The organism is Altererythrobacter sp. Root672 (genome assembly GCF_001427865.1).
In the GTDB taxonomy this organism is placed as follows: domain Bacteria; phylum Pseudomonadota; class Alphaproteobacteria; order Sphingomonadales; family Sphingomonadaceae; genus Croceibacterium_A.
The window spans coordinates 1,921,971-1,948,021 of record NZ_LMHH01000001.1 but is presented as its reverse complement, the minus strand read 5'-3'; the positions used below and the strand labels follow the sequence as shown (position 1 = coordinate 1,948,021).

The 26,051-nt window shown below is 61.8% G+C and carries 30 protein-coding genes and 1 tRNA gene; 11 read left to right on the top strand and 20 right to left on the bottom strand.

What is annotated here, in order from left to right; all coding sequences use genetic code 11:
* Together ASD76_RS09440 and ASD76_RS09435 are read left to right on the top strand one after the other, a co-directional pair.
* Nucleotides 1–2,730: a TonB-dependent receptor gene (locus tag ASD76_RS09440; RefSeq protein WP_055921669.1), complete on the top strand. Its 2,730-nt coding sequence runs from the start codon at nucleotides 1–3 to the stop codon at nucleotides 2,728–2,730.
* 122 nt (nucleotides 2,731–2,852) lie between these two features.
* Nucleotides 2,853–3,359, top strand: coding sequence for a DUF805 domain-containing protein (locus tag ASD76_RS09435; RefSeq protein ID WP_200943062.1), 507 nt, complete (start codon nucleotides 2,853–2,855; stop codon nucleotides 3,357–3,359).
* Here ASD76_RS09435 and ASD76_RS09430 read toward each other — a convergent pair.
* Both ASD76_RS09430 and ASD76_RS09425 read right to left on the bottom strand, forming a co-directional pair.
* Nucleotides 3,356–5,872: an ABC transporter permease gene (locus tag ASD76_RS09430; protein WP_055921662.1), complete on the bottom strand. Its 2,517-nt coding sequence runs from the start codon at nucleotides 5,870–5,872 to the stop codon at nucleotides 3,356–3,358. The genes ASD76_RS09435 and ASD76_RS09430 overlap by 4 nt on opposite strands.
* A gap of 45 nt (nucleotides 5,873–5,917) precedes the next feature.
* Entirely contained in the window at nucleotides 5,918–6,604 is a 687-nt protein-coding gene (locus ASD76_RS09425) for an ABC transporter ATP-binding protein (protein WP_055921656.1), read from the bottom strand.
* Nucleotides 6,605–6,652: 48 nt separating this feature from the next.
* Between ASD76_RS09425 and ASD76_RS09420 the strand changes: the two genes are divergently transcribed.
* Nucleotides 6,653–7,348, top strand: coding sequence for an arylesterase (locus tag ASD76_RS09420; protein WP_055923120.1), 696 nt, complete (start codon nucleotides 6,653–6,655; stop codon nucleotides 7,346–7,348).
* On the opposite strand, the gene recF is transcribed toward ASD76_RS09420, so the two are convergent.
* Nucleotides 7,345–8,433: a DNA replication/repair protein RecF gene (gene recF / locus ASD76_RS09415; protein ID WP_055921654.1), complete on the bottom strand. Its 1,089-nt coding sequence runs from the start codon at nucleotides 8,431–8,433 to the stop codon at nucleotides 7,345–7,347. The genes ASD76_RS09420 and recF overlap by 4 nt on opposite strands.
* Nucleotides 8,434–8,791: 358 nt before the next feature.
* Here recF and ASD76_RS09410 point away from each other — a divergent pair, with 358 nt between their 5' ends.
* Nucleotides 8,792–9,007, top strand: coding sequence for a PspC domain-containing protein (locus ASD76_RS09410; protein WP_055921649.1), 216 nt, complete (start codon nucleotides 8,792–8,794; stop codon nucleotides 9,005–9,007).
* Between the two features lie 4 nt (nucleotides 9,008–9,011).
* Here the strand turns inward: ASD76_RS09410 and ASD76_RS09405 are convergent, their stop codons facing one another.
* Nucleotides 9,012–9,749: a queuosine precursor transporter gene (locus ASD76_RS09405; protein WP_055921646.1), complete on the bottom strand. Its 738-nt coding sequence runs from the start codon at nucleotides 9,747–9,749 to the stop codon at nucleotides 9,012–9,014.
* Between the two features lie 57 nt (nucleotides 9,750–9,806).
* Here ASD76_RS09405 and ASD76_RS09400 point away from each other — a divergent pair.
* Both ASD76_RS09400 and ASD76_RS09395 read left to right on the top strand, forming a co-directional pair.
* A tRNA-Arg gene (locus tag ASD76_RS09400) sits at nucleotides 9,807–9,883 on the top strand.
* 72 nt (nucleotides 9,884–9,955) lie between these two features.
* Entirely contained in the window at nucleotides 9,956–10,321 is a 366-nt protein-coding gene (locus ASD76_RS09395) for a hypothetical protein (protein WP_055921642.1), read from the top strand.
* Nucleotides 10,322–10,930: 609 nt separating this feature from the next.
* Here ASD76_RS09395 and ASD76_RS18250 read toward each other — a convergent pair.
* On the bottom strand, nucleotides 10,931–11,086 hold the full coding sequence (locus ASD76_RS18250; RefSeq protein ID WP_156457622.1) for a hypothetical protein: 156 nt from the start codon (nucleotides 11,084–11,086) through the stop codon (nucleotides 10,931–10,933).
* A 162-nt stretch (nucleotides 11,087–11,248) separates the two neighbouring features.
* Nucleotides 11,249–11,635, bottom strand: a complete 387-nt coding sequence (locus tag ASD76_RS18245; RefSeq protein ID WP_156457621.1) for a hypothetical protein — start codon at nucleotides 11,633–11,635, stop codon at nucleotides 11,249–11,251.
* Between the two features lie 159 nt (nucleotides 11,636–11,794).
* On the opposite strand from ASD76_RS18245, the gene ASD76_RS09385 reads away from it, so the two are divergent.
* Nucleotides 11,795–12,121, top strand: a complete 327-nt coding sequence (locus ASD76_RS09385) for a hypothetical protein (RefSeq protein WP_055921637.1) — start codon at nucleotides 11,795–11,797, stop codon at nucleotides 12,119–12,121.
* 33 nt (nucleotides 12,122–12,154) lie between these two features.
* Here ASD76_RS09385 and ASD76_RS09380 read toward each other — a convergent pair whose 3' ends face one another.
* The 13 genes from ASD76_RS09380 to ASD76_RS09320 form a co-directional block, all read right to left on the bottom strand.
* Nucleotides 12,155–12,766 (bottom strand): NYN domain-containing protein, encoded by a 612-nt coding sequence (locus ASD76_RS09380; protein ID WP_162249657.1) that lies wholly within the window; start codon nucleotides 12,764–12,766, stop codon nucleotides 12,155–12,157.
* A gap of 207 nt (nucleotides 12,767–12,973) precedes the next feature.
* Nucleotides 12,974–13,582 carry a hypothetical protein gene (locus ASD76_RS09375; RefSeq protein WP_055921631.1) on the bottom strand — a complete coding sequence of 203 codons (609 nt, stop codon included), beginning with the start codon at nucleotides 13,580–13,582 and terminating at the stop codon, nucleotides 12,974–12,976.
* Complete coding sequence (locus ASD76_RS09370) at nucleotides 13,579–13,782, bottom strand: hypothetical protein (protein WP_055921628.1); 204 nt, start codon at nucleotides 13,780–13,782, stop codon at nucleotides 13,579–13,581. Before ASD76_RS09370 ends, ASD76_RS09375 begins: the two co-directional genes overlap by 4 nt.
* 86 nt (nucleotides 13,783–13,868) lie before the next feature.
* Nucleotides 13,869–14,066 (bottom strand): hypothetical protein, encoded by a 198-nt coding sequence (locus tag ASD76_RS09365; protein ID WP_156457620.1) that lies wholly within the window; start codon nucleotides 14,064–14,066, stop codon nucleotides 13,869–13,871.
* Nucleotides 14,063–14,410 (bottom strand): hypothetical protein, encoded by a 348-nt coding sequence (locus ASD76_RS09360; RefSeq protein ID WP_156457619.1) that lies wholly within the window; start codon nucleotides 14,408–14,410, stop codon nucleotides 14,063–14,065. The genes ASD76_RS09365 and ASD76_RS09360 overlap by 4 nt, the downstream gene beginning before the upstream one ends.
* A gap of 11 nt (nucleotides 14,411–14,421) precedes the next feature.
* Nucleotides 14,422–15,462, bottom strand: coding sequence for a phage major capsid protein (locus ASD76_RS09355; protein WP_162249656.1), 1,041 nt, complete (start codon nucleotides 15,460–15,462; stop codon nucleotides 14,422–14,424).
* A gap of 77 nt (nucleotides 15,463–15,539) precedes the next feature.
* Entirely contained in the window at nucleotides 15,540–15,806 is a 267-nt protein-coding gene (locus ASD76_RS09350; protein ID WP_055921615.1) for a hypothetical protein, read from the bottom strand.
* Nucleotides 15,807–16,197: 391 nt separating this feature from the next.
* Nucleotides 16,198–18,087: an AAA family ATPase gene (locus ASD76_RS09345; protein ID WP_055921612.1), complete on the bottom strand. Its 1,890-nt coding sequence runs from the start codon at nucleotides 18,085–18,087 to the stop codon at nucleotides 16,198–16,200.
* Entirely contained in the window at nucleotides 18,084–18,239 is a 156-nt protein-coding gene (locus ASD76_RS18240; protein WP_156457618.1) for a hypothetical protein, read from the bottom strand. Before ASD76_RS18240 ends, ASD76_RS09345 begins: the two co-directional genes overlap by 4 nt.
* 146 nt (nucleotides 18,240–18,385) lie before the next feature.
* Nucleotides 18,386–18,577 (bottom strand): helix-turn-helix transcriptional regulator, encoded by a 192-nt coding sequence (locus ASD76_RS09335; protein ID WP_055921607.1) that lies wholly within the window; start codon nucleotides 18,575–18,577, stop codon nucleotides 18,386–18,388.
* Nucleotides 18,578–18,661: 84 nt separating this feature from the next.
* Entirely contained in the window at nucleotides 18,662–19,099 is a 438-nt protein-coding gene (locus ASD76_RS09330) for a hypothetical protein (RefSeq protein ID WP_156457617.1), read from the bottom strand.
* On the bottom strand, nucleotides 19,092–20,252 hold the full coding sequence (locus tag ASD76_RS09325) for a tyrosine-type recombinase/integrase (protein ID WP_055921603.1): 1,161 nt from the start codon (nucleotides 20,250–20,252) through the stop codon (nucleotides 19,092–19,094). The genes ASD76_RS09330 and ASD76_RS09325 overlap by 8 nt, the downstream gene beginning before the upstream one ends.
* Complete coding sequence (locus ASD76_RS09320; protein ID WP_156457616.1) at nucleotides 20,252–20,605, bottom strand: hypothetical protein; 354 nt, start codon at nucleotides 20,603–20,605, stop codon at nucleotides 20,252–20,254. The genes ASD76_RS09325 and ASD76_RS09320 overlap by 1 nt, the downstream gene beginning before the upstream one ends.
* Before the next feature lie 298 nt (nucleotides 20,606–20,903).
* Between ASD76_RS09320 and ASD76_RS09310 the strand changes: the two genes are divergently transcribed.
* Nucleotides 20,904–21,245, top strand: coding sequence for a hypothetical protein (locus tag ASD76_RS09310; protein WP_055921596.1), 342 nt, complete (start codon nucleotides 20,904–20,906; stop codon nucleotides 21,243–21,245).
* 72 nt (nucleotides 21,246–21,317) lie between these two features.
* Here ASD76_RS09310 and ASD76_RS09305 read toward each other — a convergent pair whose 3' ends face one another.
* Nucleotides 21,318–22,022: a TetR/AcrR family transcriptional regulator gene (locus tag ASD76_RS09305; RefSeq protein WP_055921593.1), complete on the bottom strand. Its 705-nt coding sequence runs from the start codon at nucleotides 22,020–22,022 to the stop codon at nucleotides 21,318–21,320.
* 286 nt (nucleotides 22,023–22,308) lie between these two features.
* On the opposite strand from ASD76_RS09305, the gene ASD76_RS09300 reads away from it, so the two are divergent.
* Genes ASD76_RS09300 through ASD76_RS09290 form a run of 3 tightly spaced genes read left to right on the top strand, consistent with a single transcriptional unit; the run spans nucleotide 22,309 to nucleotide 25,991 of the window.
* Nucleotides 22,309–24,186 carry a bifunctional sugar phosphate isomerase/epimerase/4-hydroxyphenylpyruvate dioxygenase family protein gene (locus tag ASD76_RS09300; protein ID WP_055921591.1) on the top strand — a complete coding sequence of 626 codons (1,878 nt, stop codon included), beginning with the start codon at nucleotides 22,309–22,311 and terminating at the stop codon, nucleotides 24,184–24,186.
* Between the two features lie 40 nt (nucleotides 24,187–24,226).
* Nucleotides 24,227–25,114 (top strand): Nif3-like dinuclear metal center hexameric protein, encoded by an 888-nt coding sequence (locus ASD76_RS09295; protein ID WP_162249655.1) that lies wholly within the window; start codon nucleotides 24,227–24,229, stop codon nucleotides 25,112–25,114.
* 10 nt (nucleotides 25,115–25,124) lie between these two features.
* The gene (locus ASD76_RS09290; protein ID WP_162249654.1) at nucleotides 25,125–25,991 is read left to right on the top strand and encodes a Nif3-like dinuclear metal center hexameric protein; all 867 of its coding nucleotides are present in this window, start codon (nucleotides 25,125–25,127) and stop codon (nucleotides 25,989–25,991) included.
* The last annotated feature ends 60 nt before the right edge of the window (nucleotides 25,992–26,051 follow it).

Here is a 26,051-nt window from a genome sequence, read left to right as displayed (position 1 = left end):
ATGTTGTTTCGGGGCGCCGGGTCGGCAGCTTACACGCGTGCATTTCTGTTTGCTGGTTCGGCAGCGGTAACACTTTGCATTCCTTCATTCGCAGCGGCGCAGGCCGATGCTACTCCTGAGCAGCCCGTAGACGAAGCCTCGCCGGACGATAGCTTCCCCGCGGACCAGGACGCCAGCACGGGCAACCAGATAGTCGTTACCGCGACCAAGCGGGAGCAGACGTTGCAAGACGTCCCCGTGGCGGTTTCCGTAACCACTGCCGAGACGATCGAACGCGCGCAGATTCGCGATCTGCGCGATCTTCAAACCGTCGTTCCATCGCTCAGCGTCGGCCAGCGGCAAAGCGTTGCCAACACCAACTTCTTCATCCGCGGCTTCGGCAACGGCGCCAACAACGCCGGGATCGAGCCTTCGGTCGGCGTGTTCGTCGACAACGTCTATCGCTCGCGGACCGCGGCGCAGATCACCGACCTGCCCGACGTCCAGCGGATCGAGGTCCTGCGCGGCCCGCAGTCCACCCTGTTCGGCAAGAACGCCTCTGCCGGCGTCATTTCCATCACCACCGAGGAGCCGAAGTTCAAATTCGGCGGGGTGGGAGAGCTGACCTACGGCAACTTCGACCAGATCATCGCGCGCGGTTACGTAACTGGTCCGGTGTCGGACTCGATTGCGGTCAGCGTTGCTGCCGGGCTTAACCAGCGCGACGGCTTCTTCCAGGATGGCGGCACGGGTGATCGGACCAATGAGCGCGATCGCTGGTTCGCCCGTGGGCAATTGCTGGTCGATCCGGACAACGGCTTCCGCGCCCGCATCATTGCCGACTACGATTCCATCGACGAGAATTGCTGCGCCGTCGTCAACGTGCAGGACGGCCTGGCAACCCCAGTCGTGCGTGCCCTGGGCGGGCAGGTGAACGCGCCCGCCGATGCCTTCGACGGGTTCGTGTACAACAACTACAACTCGACGAACGATATCGAGAACTACGGCATCTCGGCCCAGTTCGACTTCGATCTCAACGACGACTTCACCGTCACCTGGATCAGCGCCTATCGCGAGACGAAGGCCGTCACGAACCAGGATTCCGACTTCACCAGCGCAGACCTGATCTATCCCAACTTCCAGGACCTTGGGATCGGCAGCTTTACGCAAGAAGTGCGGCTGACGGGTGAGATCGGCGACAGCATCAACGTGCTGCTCGGCGCCTTCTACATCAACGAGGATATCGACCAGCAGAACCAGCTGATCTACTCGACCCAGTTCCGGCCTTACGCCAACACCCTGGTGCAGCAGCTTTCGGGCGGTGCGCTCAGCCTGCCTACGCTTGAGGCGGTCTTTGGCGCTGCCGATGGGCAGAACTACTCGGGGCAGTTCCTTGCGTCGGGCCAGGGCTTTACCGAGGCCTATACCCTCGACAGTGAGGCGTACTCGTTCTTCGGCCAGGTCGACTTCGAGATCACCGACGGCCTCGTTCTCACGCTCGGCGGCAACTACACCGACGACAGCAAGAAGTTCGTCACCAACGCCGTTTCGACCGACACCTTCTCGGGCATCGACCTCGACGCGCCGCAATACGCGCCGTTCCGTGGTCAGCTGCTCTTCGGAGGTGCGCTTGCCCAGGGCGTGGGTACTGCGCTCGGGCTCGGCAGGCCGGCGACGGCAGCCGAAATCGGAGCCTTCGCTGGTTCGAACCCCGCCGCCTATGGTGTCATCCAGGCCGGTGCCACGGCCTATGCCGGCGCCAATGCCAACAACCCGCTGGCGAACCCGCTGGCACCTCTGCGCGCGCTGCAGTTCATGCCGCCGTTCCTCAACGTTCCCAACTCGGTCGAGGACGGCAAGACGAACGACAGCGACTTCGCCTACACCGTTCGCCTGGCGTACGATCTCAATGACACGATCAACGTCTATGCGTCCTATGCAACCGGCTTCAAGGCGAGCTCGATCAACCTCTCGCGCGATAGCCGTCCTTCGCCGAACGATCGCGATGCGATCATCGCTGCGGGCCTCGATCTCAACAACCTGGTCTACGGGAGCCGCTTCGCCGGTCCCGAAAACTCGCGGGTGATGGAAGTCGGTGCGAAGGCCAACTGGGGTGACATCTCGGCCAACCTCGCAGTGTTCGACCAGGATATCTCTGGGTTCCAATCGAACATCTTCACCGGATCGGGCTTTGCCCTGCGCAATGCGGGTGAACTCAGCACCTTCGGCGTCGAGTTCGAAGGCCTGGCCACGATTGCCGATGCTCTGACGCTGAACCTTGGCGTAACCTACCTCGATCCGCTCTACGTCAGCTTCGAACAGTCGGCCGTGGGCGATCTCTCGGGCACTCGTCCCGCGGGCATTCCGACCTGGACCGTGCTGATCGGTGCACAGTACGAGCACGAGATCGGCAGCGGCACGATCATCCCGCGCGTTTCGTTCCTGTGGCAGTCGGAAGAGCAGCTGATCGAAGGCCTGCCGGGCTTCGTGGTTCGCAATCCTGACGGGACCATCGCTGACGCCACCCCCGCGCTAGAGGCGGCAGCGCCGTTCACGCGCGAGGTCCAGGACCTGACGGCATCGCTGTCATACGACATGGACATCGGTCTCAGCCTGACCATCTGGGCGCGTAACCTCCTCAACAAGCGCGACGTGGGCGTAATCTTTGACACGCCGGCGCAGCCGCGGGGAATTTCCGGTTATGCAAACGATCCGCGGACTTACGGTGCGAGTGCTCGCTACCGGTTCTGATCCGCTACAAAGACTGGTTCAAAAGGGGGTCTTTTGACCCCCTTTTTATTTGCACGGAGACGAATTCTGTGATGCCTTCCCCCTCAGGTACACAACAATGTGACCTGAGGGGGAGATCGATCATGAAATGGATGTTGTTGCCCTTCCGGCGCTACGCCGAATTTTCCGGTCGTTCGCGCAGAATGGAATTCTGGATGTTCCAGCTGCTCGGCCTGATAGTGGGCGCGGTGCTGTACACCCTGATCCTGGCCGGTGGCGGGATGGAGTGGGTTACCCTGGTTGCCGCAACCGCAGAGGGAACCGCGGTTGACAGTCAACTTGAAGAATTCTCGTTCGGCCCCTTGGGCTGGGTCGGTATTGTCGGCCTGATGGTCTGGGTCGTGGCCGCGTTTATCCCATCGATTGCGCTGACGGTGCGCCGTCTACACGACCGAAATATGACGGGATGGTATCTGCCTGGTTTTGTTGTGGCAGTGCTCTGCCTGAGCCTAATTCCTATTCTCGGCACCATCGTGGTCCTGGCCCTTGAGATTGGCTGGATCGTGCTGATGGCCCTGCCAGGCACACCGGGTCAGAACAAGTACGGTCCTGATCCGCTTGGCGAGGCTGACGCGGAAGCTTTCGCCTAAAGTGACCTGAGCGCTCGGGCCGGCCTCGCCCGCAATAGCGGCAACGAGGCGCCGAGCGCGAAGGCCAGAACCAGCGCGATCCCTGCGCCGAGAACCCCGAGAACGCGCGGCCAATCGGGCAGCCACTCGAACTCGAACAACTGGACGATGACCAGCCAGGCCAGGCCGCTGCCAAGGCCGAGCGCGACCACGGCAAGGACGGCTGCGAGCAAACCGAACTCTGCAAGCTGCAATGTAAGCAATTGCCGGGTGCTAGCCCCAAGGACGCGCAGCACCACAGTGTCGTAGAGCCGAGCAGCCCGAGCCGCGGCAATCGCACCGAGCAGGACCGCGATGCCGGCGAGTACGGCCACTCCAGCGGCAGCGAGGATCGCCAGCGAGACTTGCTCAAGGATGTCCCGTGCCTGGGTCAGGAGCGGGCCGACCTCGATCACCGAGCTCGAGGGAAAAGTGCGGACCAGGTCGCGCAAGAGGCCGCCCGCCTCACTGTCGTCCGGCAGCGAGACTGTCGCCGCTAGGTTATGCGGAGCATCCTGCAGGGCATTGGGTGAGAAGATCAGGACATAGTTGAAGCCCATGCTCTCCCAGTCGATCCGCCGGAAGCTGGCGATCCTTGCCTGCCGCTCGACACCCAGGAGGCCGATGGTGAGATAATCGCCGATCTTGAGGCCAGCAGCCTGCGCCAGGTCGAAGTCGACCGATACCAGCGGCTCGCCCTGATAATTCTCCGGCCACCATTCCCCGGCGACGAGCGAATTGCCTTGCGGCAGCCGCTCCGCATAAGTCAGCCCGCGCTCGCCACGCAGCGCCCAGGCGCCTTCGGGCAACTCTTCCATCTGGCTGACGATGGTAGGATTGGCTTTCGGCCCATAAGCCAGGATGGCCCCACGCAGCGTTGGCACCACGTTGATCTCTGCCTTGGGGGCATGGCGGCGCACCGTCGCCTCGAACTCGGCCTCGCGATCCCGCGGGACGTCGAGCACGAAGTAGTCCGGCGCGATCTGCGGCACGCTACGGGTGATGTTCGCCGAGAGGCTGGTCTGCACCGCAGCCAAGACGACGAAAGCCGACAGACCGAAGCCGAGTGCCGTCACCAGCGAGCCGGTCTGCGAACCGGGACGATGAAGATTGGCGAGCGCGGATCGAAGCAGCGGATTGGCCGGGCGCGGCGCGCGCGTGGCTGCTTTGCGAATGGCCCAACCGAGGCCCCAGAGCACCACCAAGAGGACAACCGCGCCGCCCATGAACAGGGCGCTCAGCCCCGGTTGCGGAGATCCGAACAGCGCCAACGCGGCGATCCCGACCAACCCCAGAGAAACCGGCCAGATCGCTCCACGCCAGGCCTTCGCCAGGGGGGCGACGCGCGAACGCATCAGCTCCATCGCGGGGAAATGACGCGCTCGCATAAGGGGCGGCGCGGCGAAGATGAGGGCCACAAGCAGCCCGAAAAGCAGCGCACGCAACAGCGCGGCCGGATCGATCACGAGACCGGTACGCACGGGCAGCAAATCACCCAAGGCTTGCGCCAGGAGCGGCGTCACGAGCACGCCCGCAGCGAGGCCCGCTATGGAACCCGCCAAAGCTGCTGCGCCGACCTGCAGGGCATAGATGCGCACAATGTCGCCGCTGCCAGCGCCAAGGATCTTGTAGGTGGCAATGCTAGCTCGGCGGGCCTCCAGATACGATGCGACGCCGCCGCCGATACCGATGCCCGCGATGACCAGCGCGGCAAGGCCCACGAGCGTCAGGAACTCGCCCATGCGGCCGACGAACCGCTCGGCCCCCGGCGAGGCGCGGTCACGCGTGCGGATGTCGAAGCCGGAATCCGGGAAGCGCTCGGTCAGGGTCTTCTCGACGCTTTCGGGAACGTCGTTGCCAATGAAGCGCACCCGGGTCTTCGACTGATACATCGCGCCAGGCGCGGTAAGCCCTGCGGCGGCCGGAACGTCGAGCGGTACGATTACGGTCTGGCCGAGCTGGAAGCCCTCACTCAGCCTGTCCGGTTCTTCGCTGATGATGCCGGCCACGGTCAGTTCGGTGGAGCCGACCTTGAAGCGGTCGCCAGGCCCGACACCGAGGCGCTCTGCCGCGCCCTCAGCGAGCCAGGCCTGACCCGGAGGGGGAGCCCCCATCTGGCTGCCGCCATCGAGCGTCAGCGTGCCGTAAAGCGGCCAGTTGGCGTCGACCGCCTTCAGCTCGATCGGGGTTGCAGCGTCTGCGGTGCTAGCCATGGCCTGCATGCGCAGACCTCGCGAGATCGTGCCGTAGCGAGAGAGGAACTCGCTTTCCTCTTCGTTCAGTGGCCGCTGCCAGACTTCAACCTCAAGGTCGCCGCCGAGAATTTCCCGGCCCCGTTCGGCCAACTCGCCTCTGATCGCGCCCGTCAGCGTGCCGATGGCCGCTAGCGCGCCAACGCCAAGGAACAGGCACACCAGCAGCAGCCTCAGGCCGCGAAAACGGCGATGAAGATCACGCCGTGCAAGGCGCCAGGCAGCAGGCCAGGAAAGCGTCATGCCGCGCGCTCAGAGTGGCGGCACGGCTGGGGTGTGGGATTGCGCTTAGGCACGGGTGTCGCTGGCGATCCGTCCGTCGGACAGCGACACGATCCGATCGCAGCGCTCGGCCAGGTGCTCGTCGTGAGTGATGATGACCAGCGTCGCCCCGGTCTCTTCGCGGCGAGCGAACAGGAGTTCGATAATCCCCGCTCCGGTCGCCACGTCGAGGTTGCCGGTCGGTTCGTCCGCGAACACCAGCGGCGGGCGAGGCGCGATGGCGCGGGCAATGGCGACGCGTTGCTGCTCGCCGCCTGAAAGCTGGGCCGGGTAATGGGTAAGGCGATGGCCAAGGCCGACGGCTTCCAGTTCCGCGGCCGCGCGTGCCCAAGCGTCGGGTTCGCCGGCCAGTTCCAGTGGGGTGGCGACGTTTTCCTGCGCGGTCATCGTCGGCAGGAGGTGGAAAGCCTGCAGCACGATGCCGATCCGGCCGCGACGGGCGCGGGCCAGCGCATCTTCATTGAGCGAGGTGAAATCGGCCCCCGCCACGCTCAGCGTCCCGCCGCCAGCCCGTTCGAGGCCAGTCAGGACCGACATCAGCGAGCTTTTCCCGGAGCCGGACGGGCCGAGCAGGGCGAGAGTCTCGCCAGTCGGAACGATGAGGTCGATGCCGCGGAGAATTTCGACGGCAGCTTCGCCTTCGCCGAGCGTAAGCCGCAAATCTCGCGCCTCGATTGCAGGAGGTCTTGTCACAAGTGTTGGATGGCATAGGGAAAGATGGCGGGCAAGGAGGCTTGGACGATGCGTATTGGCGGCTTGTCGATGGTTGTGGCGGCGCTGGCCCTTGCGGGTTGCAGCAGCGAGCCCGCGCAACCTCCCGCGCAAGAGCCTCAAGCCAAGGCATCGATCGAGGCCGCGCCGGTCACCGGTCCTGAACGACGCATCCTCGCATTTGGCGATAGCCTGTTCGCTGGATACGGACTGGGAGAGGGCCAAGGCTATCCGGATAAGCTGGAAGCGGCCTTGCGCGCGAAGGGCATCAACGCACGCGTGGCTGACGCAGGAGTGTCGGGAGATACGACAGCGGCGGGGCTGCAGCGGCTCGCCTTTGTGCTCGATAGCCAGGCCGAGGCACCCGAGCTCGCCATCGTCGAACTTGGGGGTAACGATTTGCTGCGCGGCATTTCGCCAGCGGAAACTCGCGAGAACCTGGAAGCGATTCTGCAGGAGCTGGCGAAGCGCAAGATTCCGGTCCTGCTGATGGGCATGCGGGCGCCGCCCAACCTTGGCGAACAGTTCGTCTCAGAATTCGACGGCATCTACCCCGCCTTGGCGCGTAGCTATTCGACGGAGCTGGTGCCGTTCTTCCTCGAACCCGTCTACGACAAGCCGCAACTGATCCAGGCCGATCGGATTCATCCAACGGCCGAGGGGATCGATGCGCTGGTCGCTGCGACAGCCGGCAAGGTGGCCGCGGCTCTGCCTCCGCGGAGCTAGCCCAGCCTCACCACTTCACCGCCAGCGACGCGCCATACGGCCGCTTCTCGCTCGATCGCCTCAAACGGAGCCAACTCCGTACCGGTTAGCCAGGCTTGCGCCCCACCGGTCCTGAGGCGCTCAAACAAAGCCTCGCGCCGCAAGGGATCGAGATGTGCGGCAACTTCATCCAGCAGGAGGACGCCCGGACGTCCGGCGGCGGCAAGTTCGGCATGGGCCAGCGTAATGGCGATCAGCATCGCCTTCTGCTCGCCGGTTGAACAGCTTGCCGCCGGCATGCCGCTTCCGGCCATCGCCACTTCCAACTCGTCGCGATGCGGTCCGGTCAGGGTCCGTTGCGCCGCCCGGTCCCGCGGCCGTTGGCGGGCAAGTTCCGACGCCAGTTCTCCAGCATCGAGCGCGCCGCCTCCGAGATAGGTAAGGGCAGGGCGGGCAAACGGCCCTTCCGGCAGGGCCTCGAGCGCCTCTGACAAGCGTTCGATCATTCGCACCCGGCCCAGGGCCAGCGCAGCCCCGCTCTCTGCCAATTGCGTTTCCAGCGAGGTCAGCCATTGCGGATCGGGATCGACATCACTCGCCAGCAAGCGATTGCGCTCGCGCAGCGCCGCTTCGTAGCGCGAGGCGTAACGGGCATGCGCAGGGTCGAGTGCTAGCGCAAGGCGGTCCATATAGCGCCGCCGTGCCCCGGCGCTGTCGGTGAATAGCCGGTCCATCGCGGGGGTCAGCCATCCAACCGCCAGCCATTCGCCGAGCGCCACCGCGCTCGCTTCGGCGCCGTTGACGAGGACCAGGCGTCTGCCGGGACGCTCCGGCGTCGTGCCAGTCCCAAGCTGCACCGCGCCGCTCCCGTCACCGCAATCGAGCTGGGCGCTGACCGCAAAGCCGCCCGTGCCGCCATGCCCCGCCATCTCTGGCAGTCCAGCCCTTCGCAAACCCCGGCCGGGCGCCAGCAATGACAGGGCTTCGAGCACGTTGGTCTTTCCCGCGCCGTTCTCTCCGAACAGCAGGTTGATCTTCGCGCTGCCGTCCAGGCGGCTAGCGGCGTGATTGCGGAAGTGGCTGAGGGTGATCCGGTCGAGCGCCATGGGTCGGTCGAGCGTTAGGCGAAGGGCGAGAACTAGACCACTGCAAAACCGGCCTCACCGCTATTTGGGATTTTTCACCAAGTTGCGGGAGTGTTGGCACATGGTAATTCTCCGATAACGACAAGAACCACGCAAATCCGCCATTTCCGCAGTTTGGCACGCCCTATGCAACGTCCCCTGCGTCGGCGGAATGACCCGCCGAGTTGAGACGAAGGGGAATTTTTGAGATGTCTGGTTTGTCGAATTTTGCTCGCCACGCTTTTGCCGCTCTTAGCGCGCTTGCGATTTCCACGATGCTGTTCGCCAATGTCCTCGCGACTTCGGCGTCTGATGTTCACTCGGTTGCGGGTATCCTGGCATGAACCCGGTAGATCGTCGCTCCAACGGTTACGAGCCGTCGCGCCAGCTTCGGCTCGACCGGACCAACGGCAAGGTATTCGGCGTCTGCGCCGGCCTGGCGAACTACATGAACGTCGATCCGCTGATCGTGCGGGCAGTGTTCGTCGTCGGCACGGTGTTCGGCTTCGGGACCTTCCTGGTCGCTTATCTCGCGATTGCGCTGCTGGCGGATTGATCCGTCAGCGCGCCTTCGCGAAGGGCGAGAAGTCGGTGTCCGTATCGAACACGTCGACGCCCTCCCGCCGCTTCAAGAAGCCCACCACGACATAGGTAAAGGGCGTGAGCAGCGCCTCCCAGGCGGTCTTGATCAGCCATTGCGAGAGCACGACCTGCCACAGCTGCTCGGGCGGCCAGCCAGCCAGTCCATAGAACGCCAGCGGATAGAAGATCAGGCTGTCGAGCCCCTGGCCGACGATGGTTGAACCAATGGTCCGCGTCCACAGGTGCCGGCCGCCGGTCATGACCTTCATCTTCGCCAGCACGAAGCTGTTGGCGAACTCGCCAGCCCAGAAGGCGGTGATCGAGGCCAGCACGATGCGCCAGGTGTTGCCGAACACGAACTCGTAGGCTTCCTGCCCCGGCCAGTCGGCCGCGGGCGGCAACGCCACGACCACCGCCGCCATGAACGCCATGAACAGCAACGCCGCAAATCCCGTCCAGATCGCCCGCCGCGCGTTGGCGTATCCGTAGACCTCGGTAAGCACGTCGCCGAGGATGTAGCTGAACGGGAAGAACAGCACGCCGGCGCCGAACGACCACTGCGTGCCATTGGGAAGGGTAACGAAGCTCGGCTTGGATGCGCCGATCATGTTGGACAGAAGCAGGATCGCGACGAAAGCCGCCATGATGTAAGGAAAATAGCGAAACCGCGCGTGATTGAGCGCTTCGCCTTCGAGCCTTGCCGATATCCCGTCCATCGCGGCTGACTATCGCGTTTTGCATGAGCCGCAAAGCACGCTAAGGCCCGCCGCGACGCGCCCGTAGTTCAACTGGATAGAGCACGAGCCTTCTAAGCTTGGAGTTGCAGGTTCGAGTCCTGCCGGGCGCGCCATGATTTCAAGAAGTTACATGTTACCTTTGCTGTCATTAGGTAACGCATAGGTAACAAACTGGAGGGGAATCCATGATCGAAGTACATCTGTCGTTTGTCCCGCCTGGAGGCGGCGAAGTGGACTACGGCCTAAAGATGCTGATGCCGGCATTGCCGCGCGAAGGGGACTACATATCGGTCATGCGCGAAGGCTTGGACCCCACCGACGAAGATCGTTTGGGATCCGAGAATTTTATCGTTCGGCGTGTGTGGTGGCATTGCACTTACCCTGATGATGGGCAGATTTCTCATACGTCGGGGGACGAACCGATGGGCGCCTGCACGGTTAACGCTGAGTGCGAGTTCGCGATTGGCCCATACTCTTCCAAGGCACATCGACGCGCCGCTGAGAGCAAAGCGCGGTATCAAGCCAAGGAATTTGAAGCGACCAACTACTGACGCCAGGCGTCGTTCTTCAATGACAAACCCGGCGACGCGTGGTTGCGCGTCGCCGGATTCGTTAAATCTGGCGGATCAGAGCCGCCAGTATCGCGATAAGGAGTGCGCACCAGGGTGACATCTCATAGTCGCGTTTTCGCTTCTTGGTCATGCGAGTTTCCTCGATGACCGGACACGCGCGCCGGCAGTACGAACGGCGCAATAGGCCTACTGCAGTGATTGGAAGCGGAAACCAGGGCGCGCTTATCTAAAGGTGCGCCGTGCCGGTATCCGCCGCGGAATGACTAGAGCGCGGCGCTTCCAACCCACTGATTAAGATTTGGCTGGGAAGTTGGCTAGATCGTCTCAATACTAATCCCCAGACTTCCCCCAGGCCACGATCCACTTCGGCTTCTGGGGCGTCGCCAGCGGGTCGCCGCCCTATCCTAGGTGAAATGCGGAACGGGTCAGCGATAGCAGCATTGCCGGTCTGGACGCGTCGTGGCCCCCAAAGTTCGGCGCGTCCACCAATCCTCCCCCTCGATCGATCCAGGTTAAGGCCAGCGACGCAAGACTCGCTACAATCGGGCCGGGCGCGTCGCGTCTGTTTGGAGCGACTACGCGGCGCGCCTAATGCCTTCCCAACTTCCGTAGCAAATCGATCGCCTTGGGTGCCAGGTTACGCAGCTCGATCATCGCGATCCAGCCGCCCTCCTTCGTCTCGGGAAACAGCTTGCAGCGGTCGTACTGGCGCTGCATTTCATCGGCTAGTTCGTTGGGGTCCATGCGCCCAAAGACACGCCGTTTCCGATTCGGCGCAAGTGCTTTGTACCAATTTCGTTCCGGTGTACGTTGCCTTCGAACGAATCATCAATGGGGGCAAAAGTGCAGGTTCCGATTGGACGCTTCAGTGTCACTCAGCCCCATCTCGCTCCCCCCGGAACGCTGCTAATCCGACACACTCAATATGACCGTCCGCCATTGCTGATATGCGGCACCAGCGACAATAAAAGTTACGTACAATTCGGCGAAATGGGAAAATCTGGATTTATTCTCAGCAGGATGGCTATCAACATGGGGCCATATCTCGCCGTCGACAAATTTGAAGTTACAGTTGATCCGGACAAGATAATCAGCCCAATGCAACGGGACATCCCGATAGGTGCCTTTTGCCTCATTGGAGGGCGCCCAATGCTTGCGGTTGCGGAAAACCACGCAACGTCTTTCGTCGCTCTCGATGGTGAGATCGAGGGAATCCCTCCGTTTGACCGACTCGTTGCCTTCGCTAGTTGGAGGATTTGCGTGGTCGACGGCGATGAGCGCTACGTCGTTCACGAGGCCGACCTAGCGGCTGCTTAACGTCGCAGCCAAGGGTCTGCAGTTCGGTTCACGGCCATCAGCTCGGGATATGGCCGGCAAAGTAGACTAGCCTCGCCAGTCGTCCCATCGATTGGCCTGGTTCATGCTCAGAACGATCCGCTTTGGAGACCACATATGCGATGGTTCCTGCTTGCCGCCGCCCTGGTTTCGTCGCCGGCCTTCGCGGCGCCAACGTATCTTGACTGCCGTTTTCCCGGCGCCGTCCCGATCAAGATCACTGCGGATGAGGCGACAGGAAAGGCGACCGTCTTTGTGCCGAGCACTGGTTTCACTGAGACGCTGACCGCGGCGTTTACGCCAGACGAAGTGATCTTCGCCAACAACATGCTAGACTACAAGATCAGCCGAACAGACTTGTCCATTGATCGAACTGTTCGCTTGCTCAAGAAGACAGATCGCGGCCAATGCAAGGTGGTCGAAGCACCTCCCAGAGCTTTCTAGGCTTCCGAGCTGCCATGCACCTACTCTATCGCTCTATTTAGGAGGCGCATACTGTAGAGGGCGAGTAACGGACTTTTTGGGGCCAGTTTGCACCGTTTCTGGCAACAGGCACCGGCCTAGCCTTCCAGCCGTAAGCTCGAGCTTGGGGCCAAGTGACCTGCATTGCCCAAACCTCCCCGGAGGAGTGGCCACAAAGACTTCACACTTCGGAGCGTGCACAGCGATCATTTTAATGGCCGGCGACAAGTCCGTGTCGGCACTGATGACGATCAACCGATCTACTTCGTCTCTGAGCGCGTCAGCCACCATATGAACCGCTATCTGTACGTCGGTTTCCTTCTCCTCGTGCCCCATCCAACGGGCTCCACATGACAGGCACTTTCGCGGTTTTTCCTTGAACTGCCCCATGTGAAGGATGACACCGCGGGAAATGAGGGCGTCAGTATAAGATCTATGGCGGGCAAATCGGTCTGGCATCCAGGTCGCGTACGCAGAGAAGTACTTCACTGCCTTAAGCGCTTCGTCCTTGCGAAGTAGAGATTCCGACAGTGCGCGAAGGCAAAGCCACTTGAGGTGTGGTTTCCTCAGGTCGTTGATGGCGTGATACAGGTTGAAGCCGTCGATATAGACGATGACACGTTTCATGTACGACGTCATAAACGAAAAAGGCCGGAGCGGTGAAGCCCCGGCCTGTCTGGCAGGATCTTGCCCACCAGGATGATGAGGTCGATGTAGCGACCGTACATTACTAAATCAATAAGGGGTTACCCTAGCTGGTCGCGTATGACGTCCCATACGTCGCGTACTTCTCCACAGGTGGGATAGAAACCTCGTACTGGACGACGGCGGCCGTTACGCCTTGCCATGGACTGCTCGCAGCACCCGGCTATCGACACCGTGGCGAGAAATTTCGATTTCGACGACGTTGCCGCCATACTGAATTCGATAGCCGGCCGCCCCCGGCGGACCTGCAGCTTCGACCGGGTGCTTTAGCTGCGCGTGGATCACTCGCGCCATGCGCTTGGGAGTTAGTCCTTTGCGGACCGCGCGCTTATACTCCGGGAGATCGTTGCCAGCGCTGAGGTAATGCACAGCCTCGCAGGGCATGAATGGCCCTTCGCGGGTGCAGGCATCGGTGGCTACAAGCCAGAGCTTCGGACGGTCCTCCCATGTGGCTAGTAGAACGCGTGCCATGAAACCCTTCGCGGCGTAACGGCGCAGCGCCTCGCTTGCGGCAGACAACAGACTAGGCACGTCCTGAGGGTAAGCTTCTCCAATGTCCCGCGCGATTTCGTGCTGATCCCCGCCAATGCTCGAAAGCACTCCGGCGAAAGGCCAGTTGAGACCCTGCAGCGCCTTGGATGCGAACCCCAACAACTCGCCAGTGGAGTAGTCGAAGTATGCCGTATCGCACCAGAGATAGGCCTTATCACCACACACCAAACCATTCTGCAGCGTCATTCGTCAGATCTCCTTAGAGCGGCAAAGGCCGAGCCTGGCATCGCCGATGCGACTGTCAGGATTGTCGTCACCGTCGCAACGGAGAGCCCGGCCGTCCCGGCATAGGTGGCTAAGCCCAGCGCTGCCCCCACACCTGGAAGCGCGATGAGCAGCGCGGCGGCGCCGAGCACGAGGCCGATGGTCTTGAGCGTCTTTGACATTCAAAGTCTCCAAGTTGAGGGAGGCCCGCAGTGCCAATTCCTGCGGCGAACGTCCCTCGGGGGGTGGGGCGATGGACGAACCCCGATCAATTCGTGCCCTCGATCAACTTCAGCGAAGGGCGGTTCTCATCGCGGTTCGCTTGCGCGACCAACACGTCGAAGATCAACGCAATGACCTGGTCCAATTCGTGCCCCTTAGCGCCGGTTTGGATTGCGGCTGTCTGTGCGATGCCATGAAGCCGGATTGCTTCGTCCATGCCGAAGAGCATTGGGATTCCGTTCATGGTAGCTTTCCTTTAGTCCGGGGCTTTGCCGCCAGTTGCCAATGCGTCGGGTTTTGCGAGGGCTGTAGGCCCGGGTTGCTGTCACTGAGGCAGACCCAAAGGGCGCCCTGGTGCGACACTTGCGCCCCCTTGCGGTAGGGCAGAGCGCGTTGCCAAATGCCCTTGTAGGTGTCGGCCGATTCAAGCGTCTCCAAGCGCACTCGTAGCGCCCTAATCTCGTCGCAGAGTTGATCGAAGGTCATCCCAACGAAGTCGTAAAATGCGGTCTTGGAGATAGGACGCTTCATGGACTCGCCGCCGAGCGTACCCCGCATGTGCGTCACAAATGGATGCTCAGGAGTCATCAGTCGGGCTCCTAGGATACGGTCGGGTAGAGGCCGGCGATGCTGGCAACTGAGCCTGGTTTGGCGGTCGCCCACGCAAATCGTCCGATGGCGCGGATCGAGGCGGAGTTAGTTTGCCAAAGCGGGATAGTGGAGGCGGCCGTTCCCGGAACCACAGCAATGCTGTCGCCGGTAAGGCTGCTGTCGAGCATTTCGACCGTGCCTTCGGTGGAAGTGCCGAGCTCAAGGTCGCCGTCATATGCGACCATGATTCCGGTGGGATCGATCAGGCTCAGTTGACCTGCGGGCGCCGCTTTCGAGGTCAGGACCGGGATGCCGGCCAGATCGCCGCCGCGGGCCCCCAGATCACGGCCAGCGGGTAGCGAGGACAGCGCGACCGCTATCGCTGGTGTGGTGGCGAAATATGCGTCGGCGAGGCTCCCGTCGAATGCGTCTAGCAGTTCCGCCAGGTCCACGCCGAAGTCGCTGGTGGCGGCAATGAAAGGGGCACCGTTGGTAAGAGAGGCCGGTGCGACACCCGAACCGTCATTCAACGGGTCAAGCAGCGCCAGGTCGAGCGCATCGGCGAACGCGCGGGCCAGATCGTTGAAGACCAGTTCTTCGATGCCCGGCGAGGATTCCAGCGCAGTCTTCGTCCAGACAGACAAGGCCGCGATTTTGGCCGGATCCAGACCGACGTTATCGACTGTCGCGCGAAGCAGGGGGATAGCCCCGCCTTCACGGACCCATGCTGCCGTCGAGTTGGAAATCGTGGTTGAGCGAATGCGAAAGCCAGTGCGGCGGAGACCCTTCAACCGGAGGAGCACCGCGCGTTCCCGAACGGCGGTAAACAGCGCCCGATCGACCAGGCCATCAGTCGAGGATGAATCGATATCGCCAACACTGAGGGCCGGAACTTCGGCTTTCTCGATCGTCAGAGGCGCGCCGGCTTCACCCCAGCGGCCAACCGCCCAATTGCGAACTTGTGGGGTGCCGCCGCCAGTCGCGGCGAAAGCCACGGCCGTCTTGACGGCGTCGAAACGAGTATCGCGGGAATATACTTGCCGGGTCATGCCAGTCTCCTTGAACTGGCCTCCCATTGTCGCCACGAAACGCGCCTGCAAAACGGGCTCAAACGCTCCAAACGCTCCTATCCGCCCCATAGCTGCTTCACTGCTTCGGTCGTGGCGTAAAGTCGTCCGCCGCGCTTCTCGAATCCGGCCAGCCCCTGGGCCAACCCACGTTTGACGAGCTTGCGCACGTAGCCTTCGGACAACCCCAGCCGGTCGGCGATCAGGCAAGGTTCGATCGCGTCGCTTGTTAGCGTTGGCGGTTCCAGAGGCGCGATAGGAACCGCCGCCAGCGTGACTGCCAGCGCGGTTCCGCAGTTCGGACAAAGGCAGGCAGCGGCGGTCATCACTCAGCGCGCTGCCTCGCGCGCGGGCGCGCGCGAAAAAACTGTATTAGCGTTCTTTTTGCAGGGCCCATCGGTGTCCGAGGATGCGGATGGAAGATTGCGACTACCCCCCGGGGGGCGGTGCAAACCCGCCGAGCGAACATCAGGACACCGACGCCGATCTGAAATTTTCGCATTTGCAGATAGAAATCCCCGAGGCGCCCAATCTGCAAAAACCTAAAAAGAGGGAATTTATAGTTTGTGCGGGCGGGCGTCGGTGTCCTGAGGCTCCCGTCCGAGGATAGGTCACTCCCCCCGCAATGCTCCTGAGGGAAATCGGAGTTGCGTAAGTTTTTGCGGACGGCGGCGGTGTCCGTGAGGCGCACGCCAGGCTTTGCCCACTCCCCCCGCGTCATCTTCCTGACCTCCCGGTGCGTGCTGCTGTCTCGGCAGGGCTCTCACCGATCCAGCCGTCATCTTCTTCCTGACTCATACCCCCTGTCCGGTCTGTCCGGTTGTCCGGTTCTGATGTGTTTCGGACATCCGGACACATAGGACAGGCATATAGGCCACGCCCCTCTTTGAGGACTTCGCCGGCGTCCCACATGCGCACGAGCGTCTTGCGAATGGCGTCGTAATTCTTGCCAACCAGGTCGGAAATATCACGCACAGACAATGGTTTGTCGTGTTTGCGTAGTGCATCGAGGATAAGCTGCCGCTCGTTCGTGCGGCCGACTTCATTCGCGTCGCCAAGCAGTTCCCATGTCCCATTGTCCGGTTTGAACCGGACAGCTTTCTCGGACTCCTCAACGTCGCGACCCCGGACATAGAGCGTGCAGTGTCCGGTACCGGACTCCCTTTTCAGGACCATCACGCAATCCGCCGCACCGGTCAGTCCGTTTGTGCCGCTGATGCTTTCGAGCGGATCGTCGGCCTCCATCTTGCGGACGTGGTGCACGATCATCACCGCAATGCCGCGGTTGCGGGCGAAGGTCGCGAGACCGGTCAGGGCCCGATAGTCGGCATCGTAGAGGCTCTCGGTCCCACGCGTGACGCCGCGCACCATCTTCAGGACGTCGACGATAACCAGGCTGGGGCGCTTAACCGCGTCGGCCCAGGCCTCGAGTTCCGCGATGCAGCCTTCGTCCAGCCCTGGCCATTCGGTCGCGAGGGTCAGGCGGTCGGGCGCTTGGCGAATACCCTTCTTGAGCAGGCGGCTTTTCAGTCGGCGCTCGCTGTCCTCCAGGGCCAGATAGAGCACGTCACCTTGGGTAACGGGAATGGATCCAAACACAGGCCGGCCACTGGCTATGGCCAGGGCGAAGTCATACGCCATCCAGCTCTTGCCGATCTTGGGCTTGCCGGCGAACAGGGTGGCCCCTTCCGCGAGTAGGCCGGGAACCACGAAGTTCACGGGCTCGAAGTGCTTGGCCATGAGGTCGGATGCGCTGATTCCGCGCATGAACGCGGGCTTTGGTTCATCCGGTTGAGGCTCGGACAGTGCAGCCTCCGCCAGCCTCACGAGCTCGACAACGCTGCCACCCGCGTTCAGCCAATCTGATACGTCGCCCTTGGGCGAGAGCCCTTGAAGCTTGAGGCCGGCCACAGCCCTGGCGTGAGGACGGATCGCCTGAATGCCCCCGGCGACATGGTTCGCACCGGCTTCGTCGTTGTCCTGCAGGACTATGACACGCCGGCCGGAGAGGTGCTGCGAGATACAAGCATCGAGACCGTTGAACTTGGCAGCACCGCCCGGATTGGTTGTGGCGACCAGGCCAAGCGATAGGAGCCTGTCGCAGTCCTTTTCGCCTTCCGTGAAGAATACGAGCGTCTTCGGCGGGGCAACGGCGAGCTTGTCCAAGCGGTACAAGATGCGGCGCACACCGTTCATGCAACCGCTGCGACAGGCGAAACCACCTTGCCCGTCCGGCCCATGCTGCAGGAAGCGCTGGTTGGCGCCTGACCCGCATCGTTCTACCCGGAACAGGATAGTCCCGCGCTCGTCGGTGTAGTCGTAGAAGGTCCTCTCGCGAGCCGCGGGCGGATCTATGAATCCTTGTTCGACAAGCCATTCGATCGCGCCGGGCTTTTCGCAGCGGCGCTCCCGCTTGATTAAATCAATGACGCCGCCGCCCTCGTTCTTTTCCTTGTCGTGCCAGACGCCTCCTTCGAGATCGACCTTGAAGCTCCCACGGCTGCCCCATCGCAGGACCGAACCGTTGCTGAGCGTCGTGTCGGGCTTGCCAAATAGCGCTGTCGCGACGTCCCGCATGAGCGGGGAAAAGGTGTCAGCCGCGTTCATGCCGCCCTCGGCGGCTCGGGATGGTCGCCCGTCCGGTCGACCAGCGGCCAACCCGTTACTTGGGCAAGCTGCTCGGCATAGAGCATCGCTTCCGCATGGGCAGCGAAATGCCGCATGTGGGGGCCTGAGTTGGTGGGAGGCTCGATCGACACGTCGCGGCCCCTCCAGAGGCCCGCGGTGACGACGATCGTATAGGGATCTCGTTGAAGGTCGGGGCGCTTTTTGATAGAGCCGTGGCTATCCCTCAGGGACCTCCCAGCCCTCGCACCTCTCCCGGTGCGGGGGCAATCGGTATCCATCAGGCTACTTCCCGCGCTTCGATCTGAGACTCGATCCAGGCGGCGATTTCGTTATCGGGCCAGACGTTGAGCCGACCTCCGCCAAGCTTCACTGGCCGGGGAAATTCGCCGCGCTCCAGCAATTCGTAGAGCTTGCTGCGACTAAGGCCCGTGCGGGCGGTAACTGCCGGCAACCTGAGAAGTGTAGTCATCTACCGTCCCTCTTTGTTTGGGTGGACGGTTCTGGAAACTACACAGATTTACTGGATGCGCAGCAAGTTCTCAGGGTACCTAATTCAGGATTTGGCTTCCCTGAATGCTTCAAGCTGGACGTGCCAGTTTCGCGCGTATTTCAGGGCTATCTTCGCCGTACGATCGCTGATCCCGAACTCGTCACAGGCGTCCGCGACGGCAGCCTTTTGCGGGTAAGTGGGAGTGATACGATTGAGAATGAAATTGCCAACCTTTAGCCTGTAAGCATTCCTCTCTAAGGCTTCCACGACTGCCACGGGTTTACCGCGGCGGCCCTTCACGAGTCTAAGTTGACCATTTTCCAGAGCTTCAGCGAATGTTCGCCGAATGACCGGGTGCAGCGCGTAGTCAGACCGCAAAAGGCGGGCGAGGGCGGTTTCATCGTGTCGGCCGACTACTCCGCAAAGAGCATCGATTGCTGCCATGTGCAGGTCGTTTTCCTCCTGCGCCATGGCTTCGGCTGATTTGAATTCGTCAGCCACGTAGCTTCACCACTTTCTCAGCTGGCTTACCTTCGACCGCTCGCTCAACCTCCGCAGCCCATCGATCGAGAGCGCTGCGTTTCTCGGGAGCATAGCTGTGCAGGGCATAGACCTGCGCCGTCACCCCCTGGGGCGCGTGGTTTAACACTCTGCCGACGATCGTCTCGGTAACGCCGAGCCGAACCATGTGAGTTGCCGCAGATCGCCGCAGGTCGTGGAGCGTCCAGGGTGCTAGGGGATCCCCGGAGGCGCCTATGAACTGGTCGAGCCGCTGCTTGGCTTTGGCGAAACCGTGGAAATGCGTCTCTCCATCGGTCGTGAACACGTGTGGACCGAGTTCAGGTGCGGCCTTTAGGATCGCCAGGGCAGGGGGCGAAAGCGGAATCAGGTGAGCGCGATCGCTCTTGGTCGCCTCGCTGCGAAGCGTCCATGTGCCGGCATCCTGATCGACATCGGCCCACCGCATGCCGGCGACCTCATTGCGGCGCTGAGCAGTGAGGATCAGCATTCGGAGGTACAGGCCGAAGGGGTAGCCCATCAGCGCCGCGGCGTTCCAGACGCGGACGATCTCAGGCATGTCGAGCACTCGGTCCCGCGGGGTCTCGGATTTGGGCTTGGCGATGCCCTCGATCGGCGATGCCTCAATCCAGTCCCGCGACAGGGCGTACCGGAAGATGGTCTTCACCAGTGTCAGCACTCGGTTGGGTAGGACATCGCCCTCAATCCCGTCGAGTAGATCGCGCACGTCTGCTCGCTTGATTGAGACGATCTTTCGGTCGCCCCATGCCGGCAGTACGTGCATCTCCAGGCGTCGCTCCTGGAGTTTCCAGCTTGAGTTATTTTCCTTTGCGACGTTCTTGAACCAGAGATCGGCCACGGCGCCAAACGTGCGGTCGATCGCTTCTGTGCTGCCGTCTCGCTCGAGCGCGCCGATCAGGCTCTCAGCGGCCTTGCGAGCAGCTGCCAGGCCCATCGCCGGGTAATTGCCGATCTTCTTGTTTACGACCTTTTCGCCCACTCGGCGGCGGACGATCCAGGCCTTCTTGCCGCTGGACCCGACACGAAGTCGCAGCCCCGTCACCTTGTGGTCAGGATGCTCGTCCTGGCCGCTTGCTGGCGCCTTGATGGCTGCGATCTTCGTGTCGGTCAGCATTACGTTGGCGTTCCAGGACGCCCCAAATAGTGGGCGAGGCCATGCTGACGCATGTGTAGTTTCAGTGCGTCGTGGCCACAGGGAACTGCGTCGATCAATTCGAGCAGCGCTCGCATCTTACCGTCGTACATGCCGCTTCTAAAGGTACGCTGATTGGAGCGAACGGTATCGGGCAGGTCGTGGCCCACCTCCACGCACTCGGGACTATGGCTGTACGAGGGCCAACCAATCGAGGCCCTTCCTGCTGCGTCTATCTGAACCGATCCACCGGCTTCGCTCCATTGCTGCAGCCATGTTGCGGCAAATAGATCTAAACCGGCTGCGATCTCATCGGGGATATATTCCTCGGCCATAGCAGTCGCCTCCCTCGGGTTCACTGTTACCTAATAGGCGGTAGGTAACGGAATAGGTAACATCCTCCCGGATATCACGCAACACCTTCGGACGTTGATTTGACTATTTACGCCTAACTGAGACGTCTCCGGACGCTTTCGGAAATCGCCTGGCGAGCCTTCTAAGCTTGGAGTTGCAGGTTCGAGTCCTGCCGGGCGCGCCATATTTCAGCTGGCCAGGTAACGTCGCTGCTATGGCCATGCCGACCGCATCCCTTTAGGTGGGCAGCGCAAGTTCAGGCAATTCAAGCACAGGCACATGGCCCGCAAACATTCAAAACATGGTCGCTACGAGGATCCGTCCCTCGATGAGGAGGAGACCCCAGCAGCGGTCGTGCCTTGCTGGCTCTGTGGCCGGCCTACGGGCAAGACCATTGTCTGGCATCATCCCGTTCCAAAGAGCCGGGGCGGGCGTGATGTCGTGCCCATGCACCCCATTTGCCAACAGACCCTGATCGCCAACTTTACCAATTCAGAACTGCAGCGCCACGCGATGGATGTGGATGCGCTTCTGGCCAACCCTAATGTGAGCAAGTTTGTCGCCTGGGTCGCGAAGAAGGATCCCGATTTCAACGCGGCCACGGCGAAGAAGCAGCGCTGAGCTGCCGGAGAGCGGCCTCAGCTCTCGTTCGGCAGGCGTGTTCCAGTAACTTAGCGCGCTCATCGAGCTCGCTTAGGCGTGGGGGGTTCTGCACCAGTTTGAGATGATCTCGATGACTTGCTGGCGCCGCCGTTTCGCCAGTCCCGGCGCTCCCATGTCCCGGCCAAAGACCTTTCGAAAGGTATAGCGATTGGACACTGTGTAGAAGCACAGGGCGCTGATGTTCATATGAAGCTCGACGGGATCGATGTCCGTGCGGAGCGAGCCTTCCTCAGCACCCCTGCCAAGGATCGAGTTAAGCGTAGCGATCACCGATTCATTCCGCTCCTGGATACCTTCGACGTCGTCCAGGTGTGCCGCGAAGTGGATGTTCTCGTTCATGACCAGCCGCACGAAGTCCGGATGCTGGAAGTGCCAGTCAAACGTCTTCCCGATGAGCTGGGCGAGGGCTTCTAGAGCGGGCATCTCGTCAAGGCGCAGTTCGGCCTCCGCGTCGCGGATACGCCCATATTCACGACTGATGACGGCGCGATACAGCCCCTCCTTGCTGGAGAAGTAGTAGTAGATCATCCGTTTCGACGTGCTGGTCTGTTCGGCGATCTCGTCGATACGCGCGCCGCTCAGGCCCTTCTCTGCGAACTCGCGCGTCGCGACCTTCAGGATGTTCTCGCGGGTCTCTTCGGCATCGGCTGCCCGGTCGACATCGCGGCGGCGACCGATCCTGCGCGGTACAGGGCTGTCATCCGGTACGCGTCGAGTGCTGATGCTCGCGGCCATTCATTGAACCTTCGCTTCCGTGGACAGGATCGTCCGAACTTTCAAACACCCCGATAAACTCCCGTCGTTCGCCGCGAAAGGGGGCAGCTTCTAATCCGGTGCGAAATCGATAACGTCAAGCGATGTGCGAACCAGTTCGTACAATTCTTCTTGTAACTCGATTCCGATTGCGTATCGTGAGCTTGAAACGCCGGAGGACAACGGGCGGACGCTTTGACGGAGAGGGTTGCGTGAGCGGTATTCCGGCCCGGTTTGTGGAAGCCATCGGTCAACGGATCACACCCCAGTGCTGACCTCGATCGCTACCGTTTCGCTGAGCGGGACTCTCGAGGAAAAGCTGCAGGCGGTGGCTCGCGCGGGTTTCGAGGGCGTCGAGATATTCGAGAATGATCTGCTCGCCTTTCCGGGATCGGCTGCCGAAGTGGGGCAGATCATCCGCGATCTCGGCATGCGATGCACTTTGTTCCAGCCGTTCAGAGACTTCGAAGGGCTCCCGGAGGAATTGCGGGCTCGCATCTTCGATCGCGTCGAAAAGAAGTTCGAGATCATGCAGCAGCTCGGGACCGATCTGCTGCTGGTGTGTTCAAGCGTATCTTTGGCCTCGACGTCCGATCGGGGCCGGATCGTCGACGATTTTGGCGAGCTCGGGGAACGCGCCGCCGCGCATGGAATACGCGTTGGTTACGAGGCATTGGCCTGGGGCCGACATGTCTGGGACCATCGGCAGGCGTGGGAGATCGTCAAAGCCGTCGATCACCCGGCGATCGGGTTGATCCTCGACAGCTTCCACTCGCTAGTGCGCCGGATCCCGATGGCGTCGCTTCGCGAAATCGATCCGGCGAAGATATTCATTGTCCAGATTGCCGACGCCCCGTGGCTCAACATGGAATATCTGCCGTGGAGCCGGCACTTCCGCAACCTGCCTGGCCAGGGGGACATCCCGGTCAAGGATTTCGTCACTACGCTCGTCGAAGCCGGCTATCGCGGGCCACTCTCGCTCGAGATTTTCAACGACTACTTTCGATCAATTCCGTCGTGGATGGTCGCGCTTGATGGCATTCGCTCCCTGCGATTGACGATCGATGAAGCGAGCCGTGCTGCCGGCGTGGATCTCCCCGCTGCGCTCCCGCCGCGCGTTGAGTGCCACGGCGTGGTGTTCGTCGAATTTGCCATAGGCGACAACGAGGCCAAACCATTTGCCGAACTGCTTCGCTCACTCGGCTTCGCACTCGCCGGCCGACACAAATCCAAAGCGGTCGAGCGATGGCAGCAGGGTCAGGTGAACATCGTCGTGAACAGCGACCCGGAAGGCTTCGCGCACTCTCACTATCTGGTGCACGGGCCATCGGCCTGTGCGATTGCTCTGCGTATCAATGATGTAACTGCCGCAGTCACGCGCGCCGAGGCGTTGTCGATCAACAGCTTCGAAGGGCGCATCGGGCGCGGGGAGATGCCAGTCCGCGCCATTCGCGACGTCAGTGGCAGCCTGATCTATCTGGTCGACGAAAGCCAGGAAGCGGACATGTGGCGGCGGGATTTCGAACCCGTCGCGGCCCCTGAAGATCAGGACACCGGCCTGCTTGAAATCGATCACCTGGCCTATGCCATGCGCGACCAAGAGCTGCTTTCCTGGCTCTTGCACAGTTTCGCCTTCTTCGATGTCGAGAAGAAGCCAGTGGTTGAGATCTTCGATCCCCTTGGCCTCGTTCACTCGCAACCGATCGAGAGCGCCGATCGCAGGCTGCGATTGCTGCTCAACGGATCGGTCTCCGACAATACCCTCACTTCTCGACTGCATCGGCGATACTGGGGGGCCGGACTTCAATACGTCAGCCTGCGCTCGTCCGACATCTTTCATACCGCAGAGCGGCTGGAAGAGCTGGGCCTCGAAAGGCTCAAGATTCCGAGCAATTACTACGAGGACATTGAAACCCGTTTCGGGCTCGCGGCAAAATTTGTGAGCAAGCTCGCGCGCTGGGACATCCTGTATGACCAGGACGGGGAGGGCGAATACCTCCAACTCAATTCGCGGGCTTTCGAGAAGCGCTTCTTCTTCGAGATCGTCGAGCGGCGCGGCGGCTACGACCAGTACGGTGCCGCCAACGAAGTGATCAAGCTCACCACGCAATCCCGCTTCAAAACCGACCAGGAAAACGCGCTCTAGCGCGATGGGGCAAGCAGACGAACAGGCAGGGAATTCCAGAATGCTCTCACTCACCCGGCGCAGCGCAGTGGCCGGCCTTGCAACTGCGCTGGCTCTGCCCTCATCCATGGCGCTTGGGCAATCCACGCGCCCCACGGCTCGCGAGGTGTTCCGACAAATAAGGCTCGCGTCCGGACAGCCTTGGGATCCCAACCCGACCGATGATCGGATCATCTACGGTGACCGGAACGCCGAGATAACCGGGATCGCGACCTGTTTTTTCGCCTCTCTTGATGTCTTGCGCCAGGCCAAAGCGGCGGGCCTCAACTACATCATCCCTCACGAGGCCAGCTTCTACGAGCGGTACGACGACTTTGCCGAAAGCGTGCTCCCGGAAACGGACCCCGTCCTGACCGCCAAGAAGCGTTTTCTCGACGAAAACGGGATGGTGATCCAACGAATGCACGGCCACGCCCATTCGCGACCAGGCGATGCGATCATGACCGGCTTGCTGGAGCGCCTCGACTGGACTCGATATCGCGACACTGAAAGGCCAGGCGTGCTCGTGACGCTGCCCAGCGCATCCGCTCTCGAGGTGGGGCGCCATATCAAGCAGGCCTGCGGCAGGCGCACCTTACGCATGTTCGGAAACCCGGATCAGGTCATCTCCAAGATCAGCATTACTGCGGGAATGCCGGGTGAAAATGTGCAGATCGCCCAATTTGGGGTCGAAGGGGTTGATGCGGTCCTGCTCGGCGAAGTGCGCGAACCAGAAGTCCTTGGCTACGCTCAGGACTTAGCCTCCTCAAAGCCGGTAGTCGTGTTCCTTGCCGGCCATACGGCGGAGGACTTCGGGATGAGGAATATCGCAGAGTGGCTCGGCGGCGTCTTTCCAGGGATGCCCTGCCAGTGGTTCGCCACCACCGACCCGTACACCAATCCCGACTGAGGATCGCATGATGCCTATCACCGGCCACGAACTGTTCGTGAAAATACAGGCTGCCCTCGGCCCCGAAGCGCGGCGGCATCGCGGCGTTGATCCGCCCGGCCGACGCGACCTGGCCATTGCCGGCGGCTCCTATCGGGCTGTCGGGGCGTTGGTTGATGGGTACCGTGCGGGTGACGCCGACGTGCCGGTTGCGGGCGTTGTCGTGGCTGCCAGGGCGAGCACCGCGGTCCTTGAGCGAGCCGTTGAGCTTGGCGCCAACATCATCATCACCCGCAGTGCATTCCTTGGCGACAGTCAGGATCGTCCGGTTGCCAAGCCCGAACCGGCCCTTGCGGCCAAACTCGATTTTATCGACCGCCATGGCCTCGCCGTTCTCAGGCTACAGGATCCGCGAGAGGGCCCGGCTGGTCTCGCTGTGACGACTGCCTTTCCGCGCGCGCTTGGCCTCGAAACACCGGAACAAACTGCCAATACGGCCGCGGGGCTGATCTATCGAAACTCGCCCTATCGCGTGATCGACGTGGTCAGGCGCGTCAAAGAGATCTTGCCGACACAGACTGTGCGTCTGGTCGGCGACCCGTCACTCGCGGTGTCGGGCATCGCTGTCGCGACCGAAACCAATCGGCCAAACGCCCTCGCGCCTTTGATATCGCGATCTGACGTTGACCTGCTGATTTGCGGCGAAGTCCACGAAACCGAGACCACGGCCTACGTGATGGATGCGATCTCACTCGGCCAACGCAAGGCCATGTTGGTGGTGGGGTCGATCGCGATGGAGGAGCCAGCCGCCAGGATATTGGCCCAGCAACTCGATAGCCTCCTCGATGTGTCTGTCGCGTATGTGCCGTCGAACGAGGGGCTACGGGAAGTAGTCTAGACCGGGTCAGTCTTGGCTGTGGCAGAACATTGCAATGAACTAACCGGTTCGCGCAGGGAG